14 protein-coding genes, 1 tRNA gene, 3 rRNA genes and 1 riboswitch are annotated in these 20879 nt (G+C 55.3%); of the genes, 14 read left to right on the top strand and 4 right to left on the bottom strand.

Going from position 1 to position 20879, the window contains the following annotated elements; translation table 11 throughout:
- Positions 1 to 9: 9 nt before the first annotated feature.
- Positions 10 to 110: riboswitch (TPP riboswitch) on the bottom strand.
- Positions 111 to 262: 152 nt separating this feature from the next.
- Positions 263 to 769 carry an Rsd/AlgQ family anti-sigma factor gene (locus EGO56_RS18060; RefSeq protein WP_013359740.1) on the bottom strand — a complete coding sequence of 169 codons (507 nt, stop codon included), beginning with the start codon at positions 767 to 769 and terminating at the stop codon, positions 263 to 265.
- 89 nt (positions 770 to 858) lie between these two features.
- On the opposite strand from EGO56_RS18060, the gene nudC reads away from it, so the two are divergent.
- The 6 genes from nudC to EGO56_RS18030 all read left to right on the top strand — a co-directional run bounded on the left by nudC (position 859) and on the right by EGO56_RS18030 (position 5257).
- Entirely contained in the window at positions 859 to 1629 is a 771-nt protein-coding gene (nudC, locus tag EGO56_RS18055) for an NAD(+) diphosphatase (protein WP_135910434.1), read from the top strand.
- 40 nt (positions 1630 to 1669) lie between these two features.
- Entirely contained in the window at positions 1670 to 2737 is a 1068-nt protein-coding gene (hemE, locus tag EGO56_RS18050) for a uroporphyrinogen decarboxylase (protein WP_013359742.1), read from the top strand.
- 2 nt (positions 2738 to 2739) lie between these two features.
- Positions 2740 to 3408: a deoxyribonuclease V gene (gene nfi, locus EGO56_RS18045; RefSeq protein ID WP_013359743.1), complete on the top strand. Its 669-nt coding sequence runs from the start codon at positions 2740 to 2742 to the stop codon at positions 3406 to 3408.
- Positions 3409 to 3471: 63 nt separating this feature from the next.
- Positions 3472 to 4062 carry a YjaG family protein gene (locus EGO56_RS18040; RefSeq protein WP_013359744.1) on the top strand — a complete coding sequence of 197 codons (591 nt, stop codon included), beginning with the start codon at positions 3472 to 3474 and terminating at the stop codon, positions 4060 to 4062.
- A 188-nt stretch (positions 4063 to 4250) separates the two neighbouring features.
- The gene (gene hupA, locus EGO56_RS18035) at positions 4251 to 4523 is read left to right on the top strand and encodes a nucleoid-associated protein HU-alpha (protein WP_003850136.1); all 273 of its coding nucleotides are present in this window, start codon (positions 4251 to 4253) and stop codon (positions 4521 to 4523) included.
- A 71-nt stretch (positions 4524 to 4594) separates the two neighbouring features.
- On the top strand, positions 4595 to 5257 hold the full coding sequence (locus EGO56_RS18030) for a DUF1481 domain-containing protein (protein WP_135910433.1): 663 nt from the start codon (positions 4595 to 4597) through the stop codon (positions 5255 to 5257).
- Between the two features lie 32 nt (positions 5258 to 5289).
- On the opposite strand, the gene purD is transcribed toward EGO56_RS18030, so the two are convergent.
- Together purD and purH are read right to left on the bottom strand one after the other, a co-directional pair.
- Positions 5290 to 6570, bottom strand: a complete 1281-nt coding sequence (gene purD, locus EGO56_RS18025) for a phosphoribosylamine--glycine ligase (protein ID WP_135910432.1) — start codon at positions 6568 to 6570, stop codon at positions 5290 to 5292.
- Positions 6571 to 6589: 19 nt separating this feature from the next.
- Positions 6590 to 8179 carry a bifunctional phosphoribosylaminoimidazolecarboxamide formyltransferase/IMP cyclohydrolase gene (gene purH, locus EGO56_RS18020; RefSeq protein WP_135910431.1) on the bottom strand — a complete coding sequence of 530 codons (1590 nt, stop codon included), beginning with the start codon at positions 8177 to 8179 and terminating at the stop codon, positions 6590 to 6592.
- 631 nt (positions 8180 to 8810) lie between these two features.
- On the opposite strand from purH, the gene EGO56_RS18010 reads away from it, so the two are divergent.
- The 8 genes from EGO56_RS18010 to aceK all read left to right on the top strand — a co-directional run bounded on the left by EGO56_RS18010 (position 8811) and on the right by aceK (position 20040).
- Positions 8811 to 10348, top strand: a 16S ribosomal RNA gene (locus EGO56_RS18010).
- Positions 10349 to 10434: 86 nt separating this feature from the next.
- Positions 10435 to 10510, top strand: a tRNA-Glu gene (locus tag EGO56_RS18005).
- Between the two features lie 212 nt (positions 10511 to 10722).
- Positions 10723 to 13628, top strand: a 23S ribosomal RNA gene (locus EGO56_RS18000).
- A gap of 196 nt (positions 13629 to 13824) precedes the next feature.
- A 5S ribosomal RNA gene (gene rrf / locus EGO56_RS17995) occupies positions 13825 to 13940 on the top strand.
- Together the 16S, 23S and 5S rRNA genes with 1 tRNA gene alongside form the textbook arrangement of a ribosomal RNA operon.
- Before the next feature lie 179 nt (positions 13941 to 14119).
- Positions 14120 to 15049 (top strand): homoserine O-acetyltransferase MetA, encoded by a 930-nt coding sequence (metA, locus tag EGO56_RS17990; RefSeq protein ID WP_013359748.1) that lies wholly within the window; start codon positions 14120 to 14122, stop codon positions 15047 to 15049.
- 262 nt (positions 15050 to 15311) lie between these two features.
- Positions 15312 to 16910: a malate synthase A gene (gene aceB / locus EGO56_RS17985; protein WP_135910429.1), complete on the top strand. Its 1599-nt coding sequence runs from the start codon at positions 15312 to 15314 to the stop codon at positions 16908 to 16910.
- 17 nt (positions 16911 to 16927) lie between these two features.
- Positions 16928 to 18229, top strand: coding sequence for an isocitrate lyase (gene aceA, locus EGO56_RS17980; protein WP_135910428.1), 1302 nt, complete (start codon positions 16928 to 16930; stop codon positions 18227 to 18229).
- Positions 18230 to 18291: 62 nt separating this feature from the next.
- Entirely contained in the window at positions 18292 to 20040 is a 1749-nt protein-coding gene (gene aceK / locus EGO56_RS17975; protein ID WP_135910427.1) for a bifunctional isocitrate dehydrogenase kinase/phosphatase, read from the top strand.
- On the opposite strand, the gene iclR is transcribed toward aceK, so the two are convergent.
- Positions 20015 to 20842: a glyoxylate bypass operon transcriptional repressor IclR gene (gene iclR, locus EGO56_RS17970; protein WP_033734860.1), complete on the bottom strand. Its 828-nt coding sequence runs from the start codon at positions 20840 to 20842 to the stop codon at positions 20015 to 20017. The genes aceK and iclR overlap by 26 nt on opposite strands.
- Positions 20843 to 20879: the final 37 nt, after the last annotated feature.

Below are 20879 nucleotides of genomic sequence, written 5' to 3'. Positions count from 1 at the left end.
GGCATACAGAGAAGTTTTACTCTTGTTCCCTACGCAGGTTCTAACCTGGTCAGGTTCCGCGGATCCCGAATTAACGGTCTCAGCCCAACTGGGCACTCCGACAAGAAGCAGTTTCTACGCGGGTGTCTGATAAAAGACCCGGGCGTAAAAACCTTACATTTCAACGCACAAATAAAAAAGGTTCTTTGGAGAGTACTCCTCAGAACCTGTTCAGCATAAAAGGGCTACGGGATAATCTCAAGCCCTTTGCCCTTGTTGACCATCAAGCCGGACGCGCGATATGGCTGTCATTCGCCACTGGCGGCGTAGCAAGCTGGTTATCCCAGGCCAGCTGGATCAGCTTATCTTCCAGCGTAAAGCGTGATTCCAGCACTTCGCCCACTTCGGAGAGTGCCTGCTGGAAGGTCATGCAGTTTTCATCGTCAATCGCCTGCTGCAGGTGACCGTCATACAGCTGCATCAGACGCTCAGTATTCGCTTCCAGCGGAGGGTAGATCTGCGCGGCAGCGATCATCGGGCTGTCGCCACTCATTTCGCTGATTACGCGCTCATAGATACTGAAGTGACCGGCAGAAAGATAGTCGACCAGGCCGTGACAGAAGTTGTCGAGCGCCTGCTCGTCAAGACGCGTCAGCGCCTCTTTTTTAGGTTTAAGACCGACCAGGTGATAATAGGTCACCAGTAGCTGGCGGCGTGCTTCAAGCCACGAATCGACCAGTTCATTACTGCCACCTACGCGTTCAGCCAGGACGTCTAACTGGTTAAGCATATCTAACTCCATGTGAGTTATAGTTGTTTATCTACACACTTAACATCAGGGCTTCAGCGTGCGGGTTGACGCTAAGGATGACGAAATAAATGCAATTCGAAATCTCAAGCGTAGACGCTGGATGGTGGATTGTCAGCCATGAACAGAAACTTTGGTTGCCACAAGGTGATTTACCCCACGGAAACGCCGAAAAATTTGGTTTAACCGGCAGTAAGGCCCGGACCATTGGTGAATGGCAGGGCGAAAAAGTCTGGCTGATTTGTGAGCCGCGTTCTTCCGATATGTTCTCCGTGCGACAGCTGATCGATCAGGATGTGGAGCTGTTTCAGCTGGTGGGTCGCGGTGTACAGCTGGCGGAGTTCTACCGTTCTCATCGCTGGTGCGGCTATTGCGGCCATGAGATGCACCACAGCAAACATGAATTTGCCTGTCTCTGCAGCCATTGCCGTGAGCGTTACTATCCGCAGATCGCGCCCTGCATCATTGTGGCTATCCGTCGCGGAGATGAAATCCTGCTGGCGAATCATGCCCGCCATCGCAACAAGGTCTACACCGTGCTGGCCGGTTTTGTGGAGGTCGGCGAGACGCTGGAGCAGGCCGTTGCCCGGGAAGTGATGGAAGAGAGCAATATCCGCGTCAAAAACGTCCGTTACGTGACCTCCCAGCCGTGGCCTTTCCCGCAATCGCTGATGACCGCTTTTATGGCGGAGTATGACAGTGGTGATCTGCAACACGACGGCAAAGAGCTGCTGGATGCTGCCTGGTTCCGTTTTGATGCGCTGCCTTTGCTGCCACCGCCAGGCACCGTGGCACGCCGCCTGATTGAAGATACCGTCGCCCTGTGCCGCGCCGAAGCGTGAAAGTGCTACACTACACGCCTGTTATTGAGAGAGTGTTGAGATGAGTGAACTGAAGAACGATCGTTATTTGCGTGCCCTGTTACGTCAGCCGGTCGATGTCACGCCGGTATGGATGATGCGACAAGCCGGGCGCTATTTGCCGGAGTACAAAGCGACACGCGCCCAGGCGGGTGACTTTATGTCGCTGTGTAAAAACGCCGAGCTGGCCTGCGAAGTGACCCTTCAGCCGCTGCGCCGTTATCCGCTGGATGCCGCCATCCTCTTCAGTGACATCCTGACCATTCCGGATGCGATGGGACTGGGTCTCTATTTTGAAACGGGCGAAGGCCCGCGTTTCTCTAACCCTGTGACCTGTCGCGCCGACGTTGAGCGTTTGCCGGTGCCCGATCCTGAAATGGAGCTGGGCTATGTGATGAATGCGGTCCGCACCATCCGTAAAAACCTGAATGGCGATCTGCCGCTGATTGGCTTCTCCGGCAGCCCGTGGACGCTGGCCACCTACATGGTGGAAGGCGGCAGCAGCAAGGCGTTTACCAAAATTAAGAAGATGATGTATGCCGATCCGGCGACGCTGCACGCGATGCTGGATAAGCTGGCCGACAGCGTCATCCTCTATCTCAACGCTCAGATCCGCGCCGGTGCGCAGTCCGTCATGGTCTTTGATACCTGGGGCGGCGTGCTGACCGGTCGTGACTATCGCGAATTCTCCCTGCACTACATGCACAAGATTGTCGATGGCCTGCTGCGTGAAAACGACGGCCGCCGCGTGCCGGTGACGCTCTTTACCAAAGGCGGCGGACAGTGGCTGGAAGCGATGGCAGCCACCGGTTGTGATGCGCTGGGTCTCGACTGGACCACCGATATTGATGATGCGCGCCGTCGCGTAGGCGACAAAGTTGCGCTGCAGGGCAACATGGATCCCTCTATGCTCTATGCGGCACCTGAACGTATCGAACAGGAGGTGGCCGGTATTCTGGAGCGTTTTGGCTCAGGCACCGGTCACGTCTTTAATCTGGGGCACGGCATTCATCAGGATGTTCCGCCCGAAAATGCCGGTGTCTTTGTTGACGCTGTGCATCGTTTATCACGTCCCTGGCATCAGGAGTAATCATGGACATTGCCGCACTTCGCGCTGAGCAGTTACAACGCGCCGCTGACGTGGTGCGTGAAGATGACTTTGACGTGCTGCCGCCCCGCTTTATTGGCGGGGCAGACGTTGGATTTGAGCAGGACGGCACCATCACGCGGGCGGCGATGGTGATACTGGAATATCCTTCGTTAACGCTGGTGGAGCATCGCATCGCGCGCGTTGAGACCACCATGCCCTATATTCCGGGCTTTCTCTCCTTCCGTGAATATCCGGCGCTGATGGCTGCCTGGCAGATGCTGGAGCAAAAGCCTGATCTGCTGTTTGTGGATGGACACGGTATTTCGCATCCAAGACGACTGGGCGTTGCATCGCATTTTGGCCTGTTGGTCGATGTGCCCACTATTGGCGTTGCGAAAAGCCGTCTCTGCGGTCGTTTTGACGATCTGGATGCGCAGCCTGGCAGCCGTCAGCCGCTGATCGACAAAGGTGAGCAGATAGGCTGGGTATGGCGCAGCAAGCTGCGTTGTAATCCGCTGTTTGTCGCCACCGGTCATCGTGTCAGCCTGGATACGGCGCTGCAGTGGGTCGAAAACTGTACGCGCGGTTACCGGTTGCCGGAACCCACCCGCTGGGCCGATGCGGTTGCCTCTAACCGAACCGCTTTCCAGCGCTGGCAAAACGCGCTTTAACACTGTTTGTGCTGCGGTTTTGCAGTTACACTGCGGCCAGAGAAACGAATAAGAGCCACCTTTATGTTACAGAACCCCGTTCATCTGCGTCTGGCGAAGCTGGAAAGCTGGCAGCACCTGACTTTTATGGCCTGCCTGTGCGAACGCATGTATCCCAACTATCGCGCATTCTGCGAGCAGACTGAATTTGCCGATCCGGCACTCTATCGCCGGATTCTTGATCTAATCTGGGAAAACCTGACGGTTAAAGATGCGAAGATTAACTTCGACAGCCAGCTGGAAAAACTCGAAGCCGCCATTCCTGATGGCGATGCATTTGAGGTTTACGGCGTTTATCCGGCTATCGATGCCTGTGTGGCATTAAGCGAAGTCGTCCATGCGCAGCTGAGCGGCGAAACGCTTGAGCATGCTATTGAAGTCAGCGAGACCTCAATTACCACTGTCGCTATGCTGGAGATGACCCAGGCTGGACGCGAAATGACCGATGAAGAGCTGCGTGAAAACCCGGCTATCATCGATGAGTGGGACCTCCAGTGGGAGATTTTCCGTCTGCTGGCGGAGTGTGAAGAGCGCGACCTTGAATTGATTAAAGGCCTGCGATCTGACCTGCGTGAAGCGGGAATTAGCAACATCGGTATAAATTTCCAGCAGTAAGGCGATAAAACGTGACTTCAGGCCCGAATTAGCGCGCCTGAAGGCTTCACATTGGCCCCCTGTCTGGTCTACATTTGGGGGGCTGAAAATTGTGGCTATCGGTGCGTGCAGGCAGAAGAGTGCCAGAATATGGCTTTTCCCTCGCACTCGTTGCTTAGCAAGCGATAAATACACTTTAAGGATAACTTATGAACAAGACTCAACTGATTGATGTGATCGCAGAAAAAGCTGACCTGTCTAAAACCCAGGCAAAGGCAGCGCTGGAATCTACTCTGGCTGCGATCACTGAGTCTCTGAAAGATGGTGATGCTGTACAACTGGTTGGTTTTGGTACTTTTAAAGTGAACCACCGCGCTGAGCGTACCGGTCGTAACCCGCAGACTGGCAAAGAGATCAAAATCGCTGCAGCAAACGTACCGGCATTCGTGTCTGGTAAAGCGCTGAAAGACGCCGTTAAGTAAGACGTCGCACTGCGGTTAAGCTTTAAAACAGGGGGCGTTTCGCCCCTTTTGTTTTTAAGAGGCCAGCCATCATGACTTCGCTGTTACCGCGTTTATCTGTTCTGTTTCTCTCTCTGTTTCTTTTCGGCTGTAGCTCGACGCCGGATATTCCTCCCTTTTCTGCCAGTGGCTATCTTGCCGATCGTGGTGTTGTGCGAATCTGGCGCAAAAATAGCGACCATCAGTCGGTTCATATCCGTACCCTCTATACGTCGTTCAGTGGCGGGGAAGGTGAAGTGACTGACTATGTCTGGCTGGAAGAGTCATTGATCAGCATTCAGCGTCAGGTAAAGGGCAAGCAACCTGACGATGTGACCCTGCGCTTCGACCAGGCCGGTGGTCTCAACTTTATGCAGCGCCAGCTTGCAGGCCGGCGTGAAGCGGTCAGCCCGGATGCAGTTGAACTCTATAAGTTTGATGCTCAGCGCATGCGTAACCTCAGCGATGCGCTGTTAAGCGGTCAGGTGTTTCTGAAACAGGGACACTGGCTGGGAAATAATGTGCTGGAGAGTTGTGAAGGCCAGCAGGTCAGATCCGCTTTTGATGCTGACGATCTGCAGATACTGATACAGCAGCAGCGTAGCGCATCGGCACCGCTGATGGTGTCATGGCTTGAAGCGCCTGAAGGGATACAGTTGTTGCGGGTCAGCCAGCAGGATGACTGCTCACAGCAGCCGACAGAAGACGATATGTGAATTGAAGAGGGGGCACCCTGTGCCCCCTTTGCTTATTTACGATTAATAGCGCGATAGCCGATATCGCGGCGACAGAAGCTGCCCTGCCAGGAGATCGGCTTTGTCAGCTCGTAAGCCCGCTTTTGTGCCGCAGCAACATCGTCACCCAGCGCGGTGACGCACAGCACGCGGCCACCGTTCGTCAACACCCGATCTTCTTCCAGACGTGTTCCGGCGTGGAAAACCTTGCCGTCAGCCACTTCTTCCAGTGGCAGGCCATGAATCTGATCGCCCTGAGCGTAATCACCCGGATAACCGCCGGCCGCCAGTACCACACCCAGCGCAGGGCGGGGATCCCAGTGTGACGTTTTCTGATCCAGCTTGCCGTCGCAGGCAGCCAGGCAAAGATCGACCAGATCCGACTGCAGGCGCAGCATGATCGGCTGCGTTTCCGGATCGCCGAAGCGGCAGTTAAATTCGATCACTTTCGGCTGCCCGGTGTGATCGATCATCAGGCCGGCATAGAGAAAACCGGTGTAGACGTTGCCTTCAGCTGCCATGCCACGCACGGTCGGCCAGATGACCTGATCCATCACGCGCTGGTGGATCTCATCGGTGACCACCGGTGCCGGCGAGTAAGCGCCCATGCCACCGGTGTTCGGACCGGTATCGCCATCGCCGACACGTTTATGATCCTGGCTGGTGGCCATAGGCAGCACATTCTCGCCGTCCACCATCACGATGAAGCTGGCTTCTTCGCCATCCAGAAACTCTTCAATCACAATACGGTGTCCGGCATCGCCAAAGGCGTTACCGGCCAGCATATCCTGAACCGCATCTTCAGCTTCCTGCAGCGTCATCGCGACAATGACGCCTTTACCTGCGGCCAGGCCGTCGGCTTTGATAACGATGGGCGCGCCTTTCTCACGCAGATACGCAAGAGCAGGCTCAACATCGGTAAAGTTCTGATACGCTGCGCTGGGGATCTGGTGACGCGCCAGGAAATCTTTGGTAAAGGCTTTAGAGCCTTCCAGCTGTGCCGCGGCCTGCGTCGGACCAAAGATAGCCAGCCCCGCTTCACGGAAGGCATCTACGACGCCGATCACCAGCGGCGCTTCCGGTCCGACAATCGTCAGATCGATCTTTTCACGCTTTGCAAACTCAAGCAGAGCAGGGATGTCGGTGGCTCCGATTGCGACATTCTGCAGCGCAGGCTCTAATGCCGTGCCCGCATTACCCGGCGCGACAAATACGGTTTCCGCCAGTGGTGACTGGGCCGCTTTCCAGGCCAGAGCATGTTCACGTCCGCCGTTGCCGATGACTAAAATTTTCATCTGTTACTCTCCGAATCGATTAATGGCGGAAGTGACGCATGTCGGTGAAGATCATCGCAATGTCATGCTCATCCGCTGCCGCAATCACTTCTTCATCGCGGATGGAGCCGCCTGGCTGGATAACGCAGCTCACGCCTGCCGCGGCGGCGGCATCGATACCATCGCGGAACGGGAAGAAGGCATCTGACGCCATGGCTGAGCCTTTCACTTCCAGACCTTCATCGGCTGCTTTAATACCTGCAATTTTTGCGGAGTAAACGCGGCTCATCTGACCCGCACCAATACCAATCGTCATGTTGTCGCGTGCATACACAATGGCATTGGACTTAACGAACTTCGCAACTTTCCAGCAGAACAGTGCATCACGCAGTTCCTGCCCGGTTGGCTGGCGCTTGCTGACGACACGCAACTGGCTGGCTTCGACCATGCCAAGATCGCGATCCTGGACCAGCAGGCCGCCGTTGACGCGTTTGAAATCCAGCGCAGCGGTACGGTTTTGCCACTGGCCGCAGATCAGGACACGGACATTCTGCTTCGCAGCGGTGATTTTCAGCGCGGCTTCGGAAACGGCGGGCGCGATGATCACCTCTACAAACTGGCGGCTGATAATCGCCTGCGCCGTCGCTTCATCCAGCTCGCGGTTAAAGGCAATGATGCCGCCAAACGCGGAAGTCGGGTCGGTCTGGTAAGCTCGCTCATAGGCTGCCAGCAGATCGTCACCAGTTGCGACACCACAAGGGTTGGCATGCTTAACGATGACGCATGCAGGTTCACTGAACTCTTTCACACACTCCAGTGCCGCATCCGTGTCAGCAATATTGTTATAGGAGAGTGCTTTGCCCTGAACCTGCTGCGCGGTCGCTACTGAGGCTTCAGTGATATTCTCTTCTATATAGAAGGCAGCATCCTGATGGCTGTTCTCGCCGTAACGCATATCCTGCTTCTTGATAAAGTTCAGATTCAGGGTACGCGGGAAACGGCCGGCGGGCTGATTGCGTTCGCCGTGATAGGCAGGCACCAGGGTACCGAAGTAGTTAGCGATCATGCTGTCATACGCGGCAGTGTGTTCGAACGCTTTAATGGCCAGATCGAAACGGGTCTCAAGCGTCAGCGCGTTCTCGTGAGCGTCCATTTCAGCAATGATGGCGTCGTAGTCGCTGCTGCTGACCACAATGGCGACATCTTTATGGTTCTTGGCAGCAGAGCGCACCATTGTCGGGCCACCGATATCGATGTTTTCCACCGCATCTTTCAGTGAACATCCTTCACGGGCGACCGTCTGTGCAAAGGGATAGAGGTTAACGACCACCATGTCGATTGGGCTGATGTCGTGCTGCGCCATGATGGCATCATCCTGGCCGCGACGACCTAAAATGCCGCCATGCACTTTCGGATGCAGGGTTTTGACGCGTCCATCCATCATTTCCGGGAAACCGGTGTAATCAGAGACTTCGGTGACAGCCAGGCCCGCATCCGCCAGCAGGCGAGCGGTTCCACCTGTGGAGAGCAGTTCGACACCGCGATGGGAGAGCGCCTGAGCAAATTCGAGGATACCGGCTTTGTCAGAGACACTGAGCAATGCGCGGCGTACAGGACGAGGTTGTTGCATGGTGGTTTATCCCTTGGCTTTGTTTCGCGTATATAAGAGCGTTACATCAGGTTTTATCGCGGTTTTCTCTTCTATATAAGAAGAAAAGATCAAAAACCTCAGGTAACGCCCCGATAAGGGGGTCCGGAATATTGCCCGGCATTGTAGCGAAAACGTTTGCGTGATGCTCGCCTAAATTCGATTAGCCCGCTCCGTGTGGATAACATTGTGCGTAACTGCGTATAACAGCGGCTTTTGCTGTGGAATGCAGCGAACGCGCTTTTTTATGCATTTTATGGGTTGCGCCTCTGCGCGAACTCCCTATAATGCGCATCCATCAACACGGAACACCGGCAACGGGAAACGGGTTGAGAGGCACAGGAGACTGCGCCGCCGGAGAAAAACTTCTGAGAAAGAAGTTGACTCTGCAGGAGGAAAGCGTAATATACGCCACCTCGCGACAGGACGCTAACGCACTGTTCGCACTGCTCTTTAACAATTTATCAGACAATCTGTGTGGGCACTCGCAGGATTGATATCAGCGTCTCAGGACGCAACAAAATATCAAAGCCTCACGAGTGAACACATAATGAAATTCATTATGACGTTTTACAGATGAGCACCGCTTAACTTGTTTAAGCAAATCAAACTTAAATTGAAGAGTTTGATCATGGCTCAGATTGAACGCTGGCGGCAGGCCTAACACATGCAAGTCGGACGGTAGCACAGAGAGCTTGCTCTCGGGTGACGAGTGGCGGACGGGTGAGTAATGTCTGGGGATCTGCCCGATAGAGGGGGATAACCACTGGAAACGGTGGCTAATACCGCATAACGTCGCAAGACCAAAGAGGGGGACCTTCGGGCCTCTCACTATCGGATGAACCCAGATGGGATTAGCTAGTAGGCGGGGTAATGGCCCACCTAGGCGACGATCCCTAGCTGGTCTGAGAGGATGACCAGCCACACTGGAACTGAGACACGGTCCAGACTCCTACGGGAGGCAGCAGTGGGGAATATTGCACAATGGGCGCAAGCCTGATGCAGCCATGCCGCGTGTATGAAGAAGGCCTTCGGGTTGTAAAGTACTTTCAGCGGGGAGGAAGGCGATGCGGTTAATAACCGCGTCGATTGACGTTACCCGCAGAAGAAGCACCGGCTAACTCCGTGCCAGCAGCCGCGGTAATACGGAGGGTGCAAGCGTTAATCGGAATTACTGGGCGTAAAGCGCACGCAGGCGGTCTGTTAAGTCAGATGTGAAATCCCCGGGCTTAACCTGGGAACTGCATTTGAAACTGGCAGGCTTGAGTCTTGTAGAGGGGGGTAGAATTCCAGGTGTAGCGGTGAAATGCGTAGAGATCTGGAGGAATACCGGTGGCGAAGGCGGCCCCGGACAAAGACTGACGCTCAGGTGCGAAAGCGTGGGGAGCAAACAGGATTAGATACCACGGTAGTCCACGCCGTAAACGATGTCGACTTGGAGGTTGTTCCCCTGAGGAGTGGCTTCCGGAGCTAACGCGTTAAGTCGACCGCACGGGGAGTACGGCCGCAAGGTTAAAACTCAAATGAATTGACGGGGGCCCGCACAAGCGGTGGAGCATGTGGTTTAATTCGATGCAACGCGAAGAACCTTACCTACTCTTGACATCCAGAGAACTTAGCAGAGATGCTTTGGTGCCTTCGGGAACTCTGAGACAGGTGCTGCATGGCTGTCGTCAGCTCGTGTTGTGAAATGTTGGGTTAAGTCCCGCAACGAGCGCAACCCTTATCCTTTGTTGCCAGCGATTCGGTCGGGAACTCAAAGGAGACTGCCGGTGATAAACCGGAGGAAGGTGGGGATGACGTCAAGTCATCATGGCCCTTACGAGTAGGGCTACACACGTGCTACAATGGCGCATACAAAGAGAAGCGACCTCGCGAGAGCAAGCGGACCTCACAAAGTGCGTCGTAGTCCGGATCGGAGTCTGCAACTCGACTCCGTGAAGTCGGAATCGCTAGTAATCGTGGATCAGAATGCCACGGTGAATACGTTCCCGGGCCTTGTACACACCGCCCGTCACACCATGGGAGTGGGTTGCAAAAGAAGTAGGTAGCTTAACCTTCGGGAGGGCGCTTACCACTTTGTGATTCATGACTGGGGTGAAGTCGTAACAAGGTAACCGTAGGGGAACCTGCGGTTGGATCACCTCCTTACCTGAAGATACCTTCCCGCGCAGTGTCCACACAGATTGTCTGATAGAAAATAACGAGCAAAGTGTCTTTCGAAGACAGACTTAATTGTCCCCTTCGTCTAGAGGCCCAGGACACCGCCCTTTCACGGCGGTAACAGGGGTTCGAATCCCCTAGGGGACGCCAAAGCTTGGTGACAGGTGAAAGATGTTGCCCACATATCTTAAAGATGACTTAAGAGTCATGTTTAAGATATTGCTCTTTAACAATCCGGAACAAGCTGAAAATTGAAACGACGTGTCGTTTTCATTCTCCGTAATAAGAATGAAAAACGCGACATGTTCGAGTCTCTCAAATGCTTGCAGCTCGCAGCGTTGAAAAACGCCTGTGGGTTGTGAGGTTAAGCGACTAAGCGTACACGGTGGATGCCCAGGCAGTCAGAGGCGATGAAGGACGTGCTAATCTGCGTAAAGCGACGGTAAGGTGATATGAACCGCTACAGCCGTCGATGTCCGAATGGGGAAACCCGGTGCACTCTGTGCATCATTGCAGCATGAATACATAGTGCTGCAAGGCGAACCGGGGGAACTGAAACATCTAAGTACCCCGAGGAAAAGAAATCAACCGAGATTCCCCCAGTAGCGGCGAGCGAACGGGGAGCAGCCCAGAGCCTGAATCAGCATGTGTGTTAGTGGAAGCGTCTGGAAAGTCGCAGGGTACAGGGTGATACTCCCGTACACAAAAGCGCATGTGCTGTGAGCTCGATGAGTAAGGCGGGACACGTGGTATCCTGTCTGAATATGGGGGGACCATCCTCCAAGGCTAAATACTCCTGACTGACCGATAGTGAACCAGTACCGTGAGGGAAAGGCGAAAAGAACCCCGGCGAGGGAGTGAAACAGAACCTGAAACCGTGTACGTACAAGCAGTGGGAGCCTTCTTTATGGGGGTGACTGCGTACCTTTTGTATAATGGGTCAGCGACTTATATTCTGTAGCAAGGTTAACCGTATAGGGGAGCCGCAGGGAAACCGAGTCTTAACTGGGCGTTAAGTTGCAGGGTATAGACCCGAAACCCGGTGATCTAGCCATGGGCAGGTTGAAGGTTGGGTAACACTAACTGGAGGACCGAACCGACTAATGTTGAAAAATTAGCGGATGACCTGTGGCTGGGGGTGAAAGGCCAATCAAACCGGGAGATAGCTGGTTCTCCCCGAAAGCTATTTAGGTAGCGCCTCGTGAACTCATCCTCGGGGGTAGAGCACTGTTTCGGCTAGGGGGCCATCCCGGCTTACCAACCCGATGCAAACTGCGAATACCGAGGAATGTTATCACGGGAGACACACGGCGGGTGCTAACGTCCGTCGTGAAGAGGGAAACAACCCAGACCGCCAGCTAAGGTCCCAAAGTCATGGTTAAGTGGGAAACGATGTGGGAAGGCACAGACAGCCGTGATGTTGGCTTAGAAGCAGCCATCATTTAAAGAAAGCGTAATAGCTCACTGGTCGAGTCGGCCTGCGCGGAAGATGTAACGGGGCTAAACCATGCACCGAAGCTGCGGCAGCGACGCTTATGCGTTGTTGGGTAGGGGAGCGTTCTGTAAGCCGTCGAAGGTGTGCTGTGAGGCATGCTGGAGGTATCAGAAGTGCGAATGCTGACATAAGTAACGATAAAGCGGGTGAAAAGCCCGCTCGCCGGAAGACCAAGGGTTCCTGTTCAACGTTAATCGGAGCAGGGTGAGTCGACCCCTAAGGCGAGGCCGAAAGGCGTAGTCGATGGGAAACAGGTTAATATTCCTGTACTCGGTGTTACTGCGAAGGGGGGACGGAGAAGGCTATATCAGCCGGGCGACGGTTGTCCCGGTTTAAGCGTGTAGGCGGAGGGTCCAGGTAAATCCGGTCCCTTATCAACGCTGAGGCGTGACGACGAGGCACTACGGTGCTGAAGTGATAAATGCCCAGCTTCGGGAAAAGCCTCTAAGCATCAGGTAACACAGAATCGTACCCCAAACCGACACAGGTGGTCAGGTAGAGAATACCAAGGCGCTTGAGAGAACTCGGGTGAAGGAACTAGGCAAAATGGTGCCGTAACTTCGGGAGAAGGCACGCTGGCGCGTAGGTGGAGGGACTTGCTCCCCGAGCCGAAGCCAGTCGAAGATACCAGCTGGCTGCAACTGTTTATTAAAACACAGCACTGTGCAAACACGAAAGTGGACGTATACGGTGTGACGCCTGCCCGGTGCCGGAAGGTTAATTGATGGGGTTATCCGCAAGGAGAAGCTCTTGATCGAAGCCCCGGTAAACGGCGGCCGTAACTATAACGGTCCTAAGGTAGCGAAATTCCTTGTCGGGTAAGTTCCGACCTGCACGAATGGCGTAATGATGGCCAGGCTGTCTCCACCCGAGACTCAGTGAAATTGAACTCGCTGTGAAGATGCAGTGTACCCGCGGCAAGACGGAAAGACCCCGTGAACCTTTACTACAGCTTGACACTGAACATTGAGCCTTGATGTGTAGGATAGGTGGGAGGCTTTGAAGCGCGGACGCCAGTCTGCGTGGAGCCAACCTTGAAATACCACCCTTTAATGTTTGATGTTCTAACGTAGGCCCGTAATCCGGGCTGCGGACAGTGTCTGGTGGGTAGTTTGACTGGGGCGGTCTCCTCCTAAAGAGTAACGGAGGAGCACGAAGGTCAGCTAATCACGGTCGGACATCGTGAGGTTAGTGCAATGGCATAAGCTGGCTTGACTGCGAGAGTGACGGCTCGAGCAGGTGCGAAAGCAGGTCATAGTGATCCGGTGGTTCTGAATGGAAGGGCCATCGCTCAACGGATAAAAGGTACTCCGGGGATAACAGGCTGATACCGCCCAAGAGTTCATATCGACGGCGGTGTTTGGCACCTCGATGTCGGCTCATCACATCACGGGGCTGAAGTAGGTCCCAAGGGTACGGCTGTTCGCCGTTTAAAGTGGTACGCGAGCTGGGTTTAGAACGTCGTGAGACAGTTCGGTCCCTATCTGCCGTGGGCGCTGGAGAATTGAGGGGGGTTGCTCCTAGTACGAGAGGACCGGAGTGAACGCACCACTGGTGTTCGGGTTGTCATGCCAATGGCATTGCCCGGTAGCTAAGTGCGGAAAAGATAAGTGCTGAAAGCATCTAAGCACGAAACTTGCCCCGAGATGAGTTCTCCCTGACCCCTTGAGGGTCCTGAAGGGACGTTGAAGACTACGACGTTGATAGGCCGGGTGTGTAAGCGCAGCGATGCGTTGAGCTAACCGGTACTAATGACCCGTGAGGCTTAACCTTACAACGCCAGAGGCGTTTTTGAGAGACAGATTTTCAGCTTATTCCGGATAAAATTAGCGGAAACGAAAGATTTTGCGGCGTGACAGGGCGCAGAGCGAAGACATCAGCGGGAGCATACTGAGGTATGTGACCGGTGTGGCTGAGCGATGGCAACGCGGTCATGGCGTAAAAGGTTCGTTTCGTGCACCAAGATTTGCCTGGCGGCTGTAGCGCGGTGGTCCCACCTGACCCCATGCCGAACTCAGAAGTGAAACGCCGTAGCGCCGATGGTAGTGTGGGGTCTCCCCATGCGAGAGTAGGGAACTGCCAGGCATTAAATAAGTGAAGAAGCCCCGCACGAAAGTGCGGGGCTTTTTTACGTCTGTTGTTTGTCACTTTAAGCTGAAACATTTTCATTTTCTGCATGAAACCTCGACATCTTACAACGATCAGGCTAATGTTGGGCATCCAGATGTCTAAACGTTTATATGGTTGCGAGAGGTGAGCAGGCTATGCCAATCAGGGTTCCCGACGAATTACCGGCAGTGAATTTTTTGCGCGACGAAAATGTCTTTGTCATGACATCGTCGCGCGCCAGTGTTCAGGAGATCCGACCGCTTAAAGTGCTCATACTGAATCTGATGCCGAAAAAGATCGAAACGGAGAACCAGTTTCTGCGTCTGCTTTCCAACTCGCCCTTACAGATCGATATTCAGCTGCTGCGCATCGACAGCCGTGAGTCACGCAATACGCCTACTGAGCACCTCAACAACTTCTACTGCAATTTTGAAGATATCCAGCATGACAACTACGATGGCTTAATCGTGACAGGTGCACCATTGGGACTGGTCGATTTTAATGATGTCGCCTACTGGCCCCAGATTCAGCGCGTACTGCACTGGGCAAATGAGCATGTCACCTCAACCCTGTTTGTCTGCTGGGCCGTGCAGGCTGCGCTTAATATTCTGTATGGCATTCCCAAGCAAACCCGGCATAACAAGCTGTCTGGCGTCTATGAGCACCAGATTCTGCATCCCCATGCGTTACTGACCCGGGGTTTTGATGATAATTTCCTTGCGCCACACTCACGCTATGCTGATTTTCCTACTCAGCTGATCACGGATTACACCGATCTTGAGCTGTTTGCTGAATCGGAACAAACCGGCGCCTATCTGATGGCGAGTAAAGACAAACGTCTGGTGTTTGTTACCGGTCACCCGGAGTATGATGCGCTGACGTTGTCGGGTGAGTATCATCGCGATTATGAAGCGGGAGTAAGCCCGGAAGTCCCGTATAACTACTTCCCGCAGGATAATCCGGCTCTGCCACCGCGCGCCACCTGGCGAAGTCACGGCAATCTGCTGTTCTCGAACTGGCTCAACTACTATGTTTACCAGATCACCCCGTTCGATCTGCGCCGCATGAATCCAACGCTGGAATAGTCGCACCCGACGAGCAACTGAACCGTGTTAGCCAAAGGCAACACGGTTTTTTTTCGTCGCTAAAACAAGAATGAAAGTCGTTCCTTTAATAAAAATAACTTTAATTGCATGTAAAACATTGGGATAGAATAATTTATATCCAAAAATGGAAATAGTTTTTGATTTAGAAAAATAAATGCTTATGCTCTGATCCTGTCGCTCACAAAACGAACACCGTGTGGATCCGCTGCATTCGATCCTTTGAATACAGGAGAAAGCCAGCATGACAGACTCAGTGATCAGCCATACCCTCTCTTTCAGCCAGCCCTTTAACCATGCCGAACAGCAGTTGTTAACCCCCGAGGCCGTCTCTTTTCTGGAGGTGCTGGTTGCACGCTTTGCACCACAACGCAACGTGCTGTTATCAGCTCGCCAGCAGCGTCAGCAGCAATATGACCAGGGCTATCTGCCAGACTTCGATATGGAAACGGCTTCCATAAGATCCAGCGAATGGCATATTCAATCCATTCCGGCAGACTTAGAAGATCGTCGGGTCGAGATCACGGGCCCGCCCGAGCGAAAAATGGTGATTAATGCCCTGAACGCAAACGTAAAAGTTTTTATGGCCGACTTTGAGGATTCGCTGTCGCCGGAGTGGTCAAAGCTGATTGACGGGCAGCTTACCCTGCGTGAGGCGGTGCAGGGCACGCTGCGTTACACCAGCGACACGGGCAAAATTTATCAGCTCGGCGCTAATCCAGCGGTGCTGATGTGCCGGGTTCGCGGCCTGCATTTGTCAGAAAAACATGTCAGCTGGCAGGGTGAGGTGATTCCGGGCGGGCTGTTTGATTTCGCGCTCTATTTTTTCCACAACGTCCGACCTTTGCTGGCTAAGGGCAGCGGACCTTACTTCTATCTGCCTAAGACCGAGAGCTGGCAGGAGATCGCATGGTGGCGTGAGATCTTCAGCTTCAGCGAGGATCAGTTCGATCTGCCGCGCGGCACGATCAAAGCAACAGTGCTGATTGAAACCTTACCCGCCGTGTTTCAGATGGATGAGATCCTGTGGAACCTGCGCGATCACATCGTTGGACTCAACTGTGGCCGCTGGGATTACATCTTCAGCTACATCAAAACCCTGAAACAGCATCCGGATCGCGTCCTGCCGGATCGCCAGTCCGTCACCATGTCTCAGCCGTTTCTGGATGCTTACTCGCGCCTGCTGATTAAAACCTGTCATCGCCGGGGAGCATTCGCGATGGGCGGAATGTCAGCCCTGATACCCGCTAAAGATCCGACGCGCAATGCCTGGGTGCTGCAGCGCGTGACGGAAGATAAACAACGGGAGGCGGGCAACGGGCATGACGGCACCTGGATTGCGCATCCGGGCCTGGCGGATACCGCTATGGCGGTCTTCGATGCTGCGCTGGACGACCGGCCGAATCAGCTGCATGTCATGCGTGAAGAAGATGCCCCGATCACGGCGGAGCAATTACTCGCACCCTGTCAGGGTGAGCGCACCGAAGCCGGAATGCGCGCCAACATCCGCGTCGCGCTGCAATACCTTGAAGCCTGGATCAGTGGTAACGGCTGTGTGCCGATTGACGGGTTGATGGAGGATGCCGCTACTGCTGAGATTGCGCGCACCTCAATCTGGCAATGGATTCGTCACCAGCAAGTGCTGAACAGTGGCCAGCGGGTCACGGCCGAACTGTTTCTGCGCTGGCTGAACGAAGAGCTGCATCTGCTGCAAAACGCGCTGGGCGAAGCCCGCTTTAGTGCCGGTCGCTATGACGACGCGGCGCAGCTGATGGCGCAGATCACCACCGAACGCGAGCTGGTTTCCTTTCTTACCCTGCCAGGCTACCGCCTGATCCCCTGAACAGAGGAGCTATTGCCATGACACGAACTCAACAGATCGATCAACTGGAACAACTCTGGCAGACCGCACGCTGGCAGGGCATTACCCGCCCTTATAGCGCAGCAGAAGTCGTCAATCTGCGCGGCTCGGTCCTGCCCGCCTGTACGCTGGCGGAGCGCGGTTCGGAGAAGTTATGGGCGCTGCTGAACGGCGAAGCGAAGAAAGGATATATCAACAGTCTGGGAGCGCTCAGCGGCGGGCAGGCACTGCAGCAGGCCAAAGCGGGCATTGAAGCAATTTACCTTTCTGGCTGGCAGGTGGCTGCGGATGCCAACGTAGCCGGGCAGATGTATCCCGATCAGTCGCTTTATCCGGTGAACTCGGTGCCGGAAGTGGTGACGCGCATCAATCAGACCTTTCAGCGCGCCGATCAGATTCAGTGGTCCAGCGGTATCGAAAAGGGTGACAGCCGGTATACCGATTTCTTTCTGCCGATTGTCGCTGATGCGGAAGCCGGTTTTGGCGGCGTACTCAATGCGTATGAGCTGATGAAGGCGATGATTCAGGCGGGCGCGGCTGCGGTTCACTTCGAAGATCAGCTGGCGGCGGTGAAAAAATGCGGTCACATGGGCGGCAAAGTGCTGGTACCGACTCAGGAAGCGATTCAGAAACTGGTGGCGGCGCGGCTGGCTGCGGATGTGATGGGAGTACCCACCGTGCTGCTGGCCCGCACCGATGCCGACGCCGCGGACCTGATTACCTCAGACTGCGATGAATACGATCGTCCTTTTATCCGTGGCGACCGGACGGCAGAAGGCTTCTTCCGCACCCACGCTGGCATTGAACAGGCGATCAGTCGCGGGCTGGCCTATGCCCCTTATGCTGACATTCTGTGGTGTGAAACCTCAACGCCGGATCTGGCGATGGCGCAGCGCTTTGCCGACGCCATCCATGCGCGCTTCCCCGGCAAACTGCTGGCCTACAACTGCTCGCCATCGTTCAACTGGAAGAAGAACCTCGACGACCGCACCATCGCGAAGTTCCAGCAGGCGCTGAGCGACATGGGCTATCGCTTCCAGTTCATCACGCTGGCGGGCATCCACAGCATGTGGTTCAACATGTTCGATCTGGCGCATGCCTATGCCCAGGGCGAAGGGATGCGTCACTACGTTGAAAAGGTTCAGCAGCCTGAGTTCGCTGCCCGCGATTGCGGTTACAGCTTCTCGTCGCATCAGCAGGAAGTCGGCACTGGCTATTTCGATCAGGTGACCAACATCATTCAGGGCGGTAAGTCTTCGGTCACCGCGCTCACCGGTTCGACCGAAGAGCACCAGTTCTGACACTTCTCCTATGACGGATTCCCCGCCCGCACCACGCGGGCGGGCATTGACCGGAGCTGACTATGCCGCCACGTGAATCCCTGATCGCCCACACTATCCTGCAGGGTTTTGATGCGCAGTATGGCCGTTTTCTGGATATTACCGCCGGGGCGCAGCAGCGGTTCGAGCAGGCAGAATGGCAGGCGGTGCAGCATGCCATGAAGGCCCGCATTCATCTCTATGATCATCACGTCAGTCTGGTCGCCGATCAACTGCGGGTGCTGAATGGCGCGGCCAGCTGGGATGAGATTTTCTGGCTGCGGGTCAAGGAACACTATCAAAGCCTGCTGCCCGGCTATCCCCGGCATGAAATTGCTGAAAGCTTCTTTAACTCGGTTTACTGCCGGCTGCATGGACATACCGACCTGCAGCCGGACCGGCTGTTTATTTTCAGCTCTCAGTCCCAGACTGCACCGGTGACACCTTTGCGACCGTTGTCGCGCCATTATCAGCCGGAGCGGGGCTGGCAGGCATTGGTGGATCAGGTGCTGGGAGATTTACCGCTGACGCTGCCCTGGCAGCACCGCGCGCGTGATGTCGGCTGGATTGTCCGCCACCTGCAGTCGCATTTCCCCCGGCTGGATCAGGGCTGGCTTGAGGTCAACAGTGAACTCTTCTATCGCAACAAAACCGCCTGGCTGGTGGCGCGCCTGCAGCTGCCGGAGGGCATTTTTCCCTGTCTGCTGCCGATACAGCGCACGGAAGCTGGCGAACTGTGGATCGATACCTGCCTGACTGATGTGAATGACGCCAGCATTGTCTTTGGTTTTGCCCGTGCCTATTTCATAGTGTATGCCCCGGTGCCTGCGGCGCTGGTTGCCTGGCTGCAACCGATTCTGCCTGGCAAAACGCTGGCGGAGCGCTATATGGCGATTGGCTGCCAGAAGCACGGTAAAACCGAAAGCTATCGTGAATATCTTCAGGCGCTGGCAGAGAGTGACACCGCTTTTGAGATCGCGCCCGGCGTGCGCGGCATGGTGATGCTGGTCTTCACGCTGCCGGGCTTTGACTGGGTGTTCAAGGTAATAAAGGATCGCTTCGCACCGCAAAAAGAGGTGACGGAAGCGCAGGTCCGCGCCTGTTATCAGCAGGTCAAAGAGCACGATCGCGTGGGACGAATGGCGGATACGCAGGCGTTCGAGCAGTTTGCGTTGCCGCTGTCGCGCATCTCACCGGCGCTGCTGACGGAACTTCACGCCTGTGTGGCAGAGAAGCTCTGTATCAAAGGCGATCGCCTGATCATTCGTCATCTGTGGCTGGAGCGTCGTATGCAGCCGCTCAACCTCTACCTGGCGCAGGCCAGCGACGCTGAGCAACGACACGCCATTGAAGAGTATGGCCACGCGATTAAACAGCTGGCAGCCGCCAACATCTTTCCTGGCGACATGCTGTTCAAAAACTTCGGCATAACCCGCCATGGCCGCGTGATTTTTTACGATTACGATGAGATTCGCCCGATGCAGGAGCTGAACTTCCGCGAGGTGCCCGCGGCGCGCTATGAGGAAGATGAACTCAGCGCTGAGCCGTGGTACAGCGTCGGACCGGATGATGTCTTCCCGGAAACCTTCCGCTATGCGTTATGCAGTGAAGCCGCGACTGGCGCCTTACTGCTGCAACTGCATCCGGAGATATTCGACGCCCGCTGGTGGCGCGCGCAGCAGCAGCGCATCGCCCAGGGGCATGTGGAAGAGGTGATCGCCTGGCGGCAGACGCAGCGTTTCAGCGTCTGCTACGCGGCAGACACCGTTAACGACCGCTGTACGCCAGCGTAACCTGACGCGCTTCCCGGATGACCAGCGCACCTAACTCCGTAATGCGATCGTCCGTCATGCGGGCGATGGGGCCGGAGATGGAGAGTGCGGCAAACGCTTCGCCATGTTCATCATAGATAGGCGCGGCGACACAGCGCAGTCCGAGTGCATGCTCTTCATCATCCAGCGAAAAGCCCGCTTTGCGCACCTGCGCCAGATTCTCTTTCAGGCTCTGCGGCGACATCAGGGTCTTCGGCGTGTAGTAATGCAATCCTTTCTGATGCAGCAGGGCGGTAATCTGTTCATCACCCAGATGCGCCAGAAACGCTTTGCCTGCGCCTGAAGCATGCATCGGCAGCTTGCCGCCAATCGGCGCAGACATCCTCATCAGCTGGGTGCACTGCACCTGATCAATGATCACCGCCTGGTGGTCGCTGAGATCCAGCACCGCCAGATTCACCGTCTCACCGGACTGTTCCATCAGGCTGCGCAGCACCGGGTGGACCAGCGCCAGCAGATTGCGGCTTTGCAGGAAACTGCTGCCGACCACAAAGGCGTGCGCGCCGATTGTCCACAGCCCGAGATCGCCCACCTGGCGGACAAAACCCTGCTGCTGCATGGTGCTGAGCAGGCGATGCGTGGTGGAGTTAGGCAGGCCCGCCTGCTGTGCCAGCTCGGTCAGCGCCACGCTGCCATGTGAATCCGCAATCAGCTCCAGCAGCGTCAGGCCGCGCGTCAGTGATTGAACCTGACCGCCCGCAGGTGCGGCGACAGGGGTGCCGCGGGGTTTCTTACCGCGCTTAACGGGAACGGGCGTTGCCATTGTTGTCTCTCCTTTTTCATTGTGGAAATCATTTTCG

Origin of the sequence: Pantoea vagans, assembly GCF_004792415.1 — a bacterium.
GTDB lineage: Bacteria > Pseudomonadota > Gammaproteobacteria > Enterobacterales > Enterobacteriaceae > Pantoea > Pantoea vagans.
The sequence above is the reverse complement of the archived record's forward strand: the minus strand, read 5'-3'. Positions and strand labels throughout refer to the sequence as shown.

What these genes read in the sequence shown, in the direction of transcription:
- EGO56_RS18060 (WP_013359740.1), bottom strand. Translation starts at nt 769, where the DNA reads ATGCTTAACCAGTTAGACGTCCTGGCTGAACGCGTAGGTGGCAGTAAT.
- nudC (WP_135910434.1), top strand. Translation starts at nt 859, where the DNA reads ATGCAATTCGAAATCTCAAGCGTAGACGCTGGATGGTGGATTGTCAGC.
- hemE (WP_013359742.1), top strand. Translation starts at nt 1,670, where the DNA reads ATGAGTGAACTGAAGAACGATCGTTATTTGCGTGCCCTGTTACGTCAG.
- nfi (WP_013359743.1), top strand. Translation starts at nt 2,740, where the DNA reads ATGGACATTGCCGCACTTCGCGCTGAGCAGTTACAACGCGCCGCTGAC.
- EGO56_RS18040 (WP_013359744.1), top strand. Translation starts at nt 3,472, where the DNA reads ATGTTACAGAACCCCGTTCATCTGCGTCTGGCGAAGCTGGAAAGCTGG.
- hupA (WP_003850136.1), top strand. Translation starts at nt 4,251, where the DNA reads ATGAACAAGACTCAACTGATTGATGTGATCGCAGAAAAAGCTGACCTG.
- EGO56_RS18030 (WP_135910433.1), top strand. Translation starts at nt 4,595, where the DNA reads ATGACTTCGCTGTTACCGCGTTTATCTGTTCTGTTTCTCTCTCTGTTT.
- purD (WP_135910432.1), bottom strand. Translation starts at nt 6,570, where the DNA reads ATGAAAATTTTAGTCATCGGCAACGGCGGACGTGAACATGCTCTGGCC.
- purH (WP_135910431.1), bottom strand. Translation starts at nt 8,179, where the DNA reads ATGCAACAACCTCGTCCTGTACGCCGCGCATTGCTCAGTGTCTCTGAC.
- metA (WP_013359748.1), top strand. Translation starts at nt 14,120, where the DNA reads ATGCCAATCAGGGTTCCCGACGAATTACCGGCAGTGAATTTTTTGCGC.
- aceB (WP_135910429.1), top strand. Translation starts at nt 15,312, where the DNA reads ATGACAGACTCAGTGATCAGCCATACCCTCTCTTTCAGCCAGCCCTTT.
- aceA (WP_135910428.1), top strand. Translation starts at nt 16,928, where the DNA reads ATGACACGAACTCAACAGATCGATCAACTGGAACAACTCTGGCAGACC.
- aceK (WP_135910427.1), top strand. Translation starts at nt 18,292, where the DNA reads ATGCCGCCACGTGAATCCCTGATCGCCCACACTATCCTGCAGGGTTTT.
- iclR (WP_033734860.1), bottom strand. Translation starts at nt 20,842, where the DNA reads ATGGCAACGCCCGTTCCCGTTAAGCGCGGTAAGAAACCCCGCGGCACC.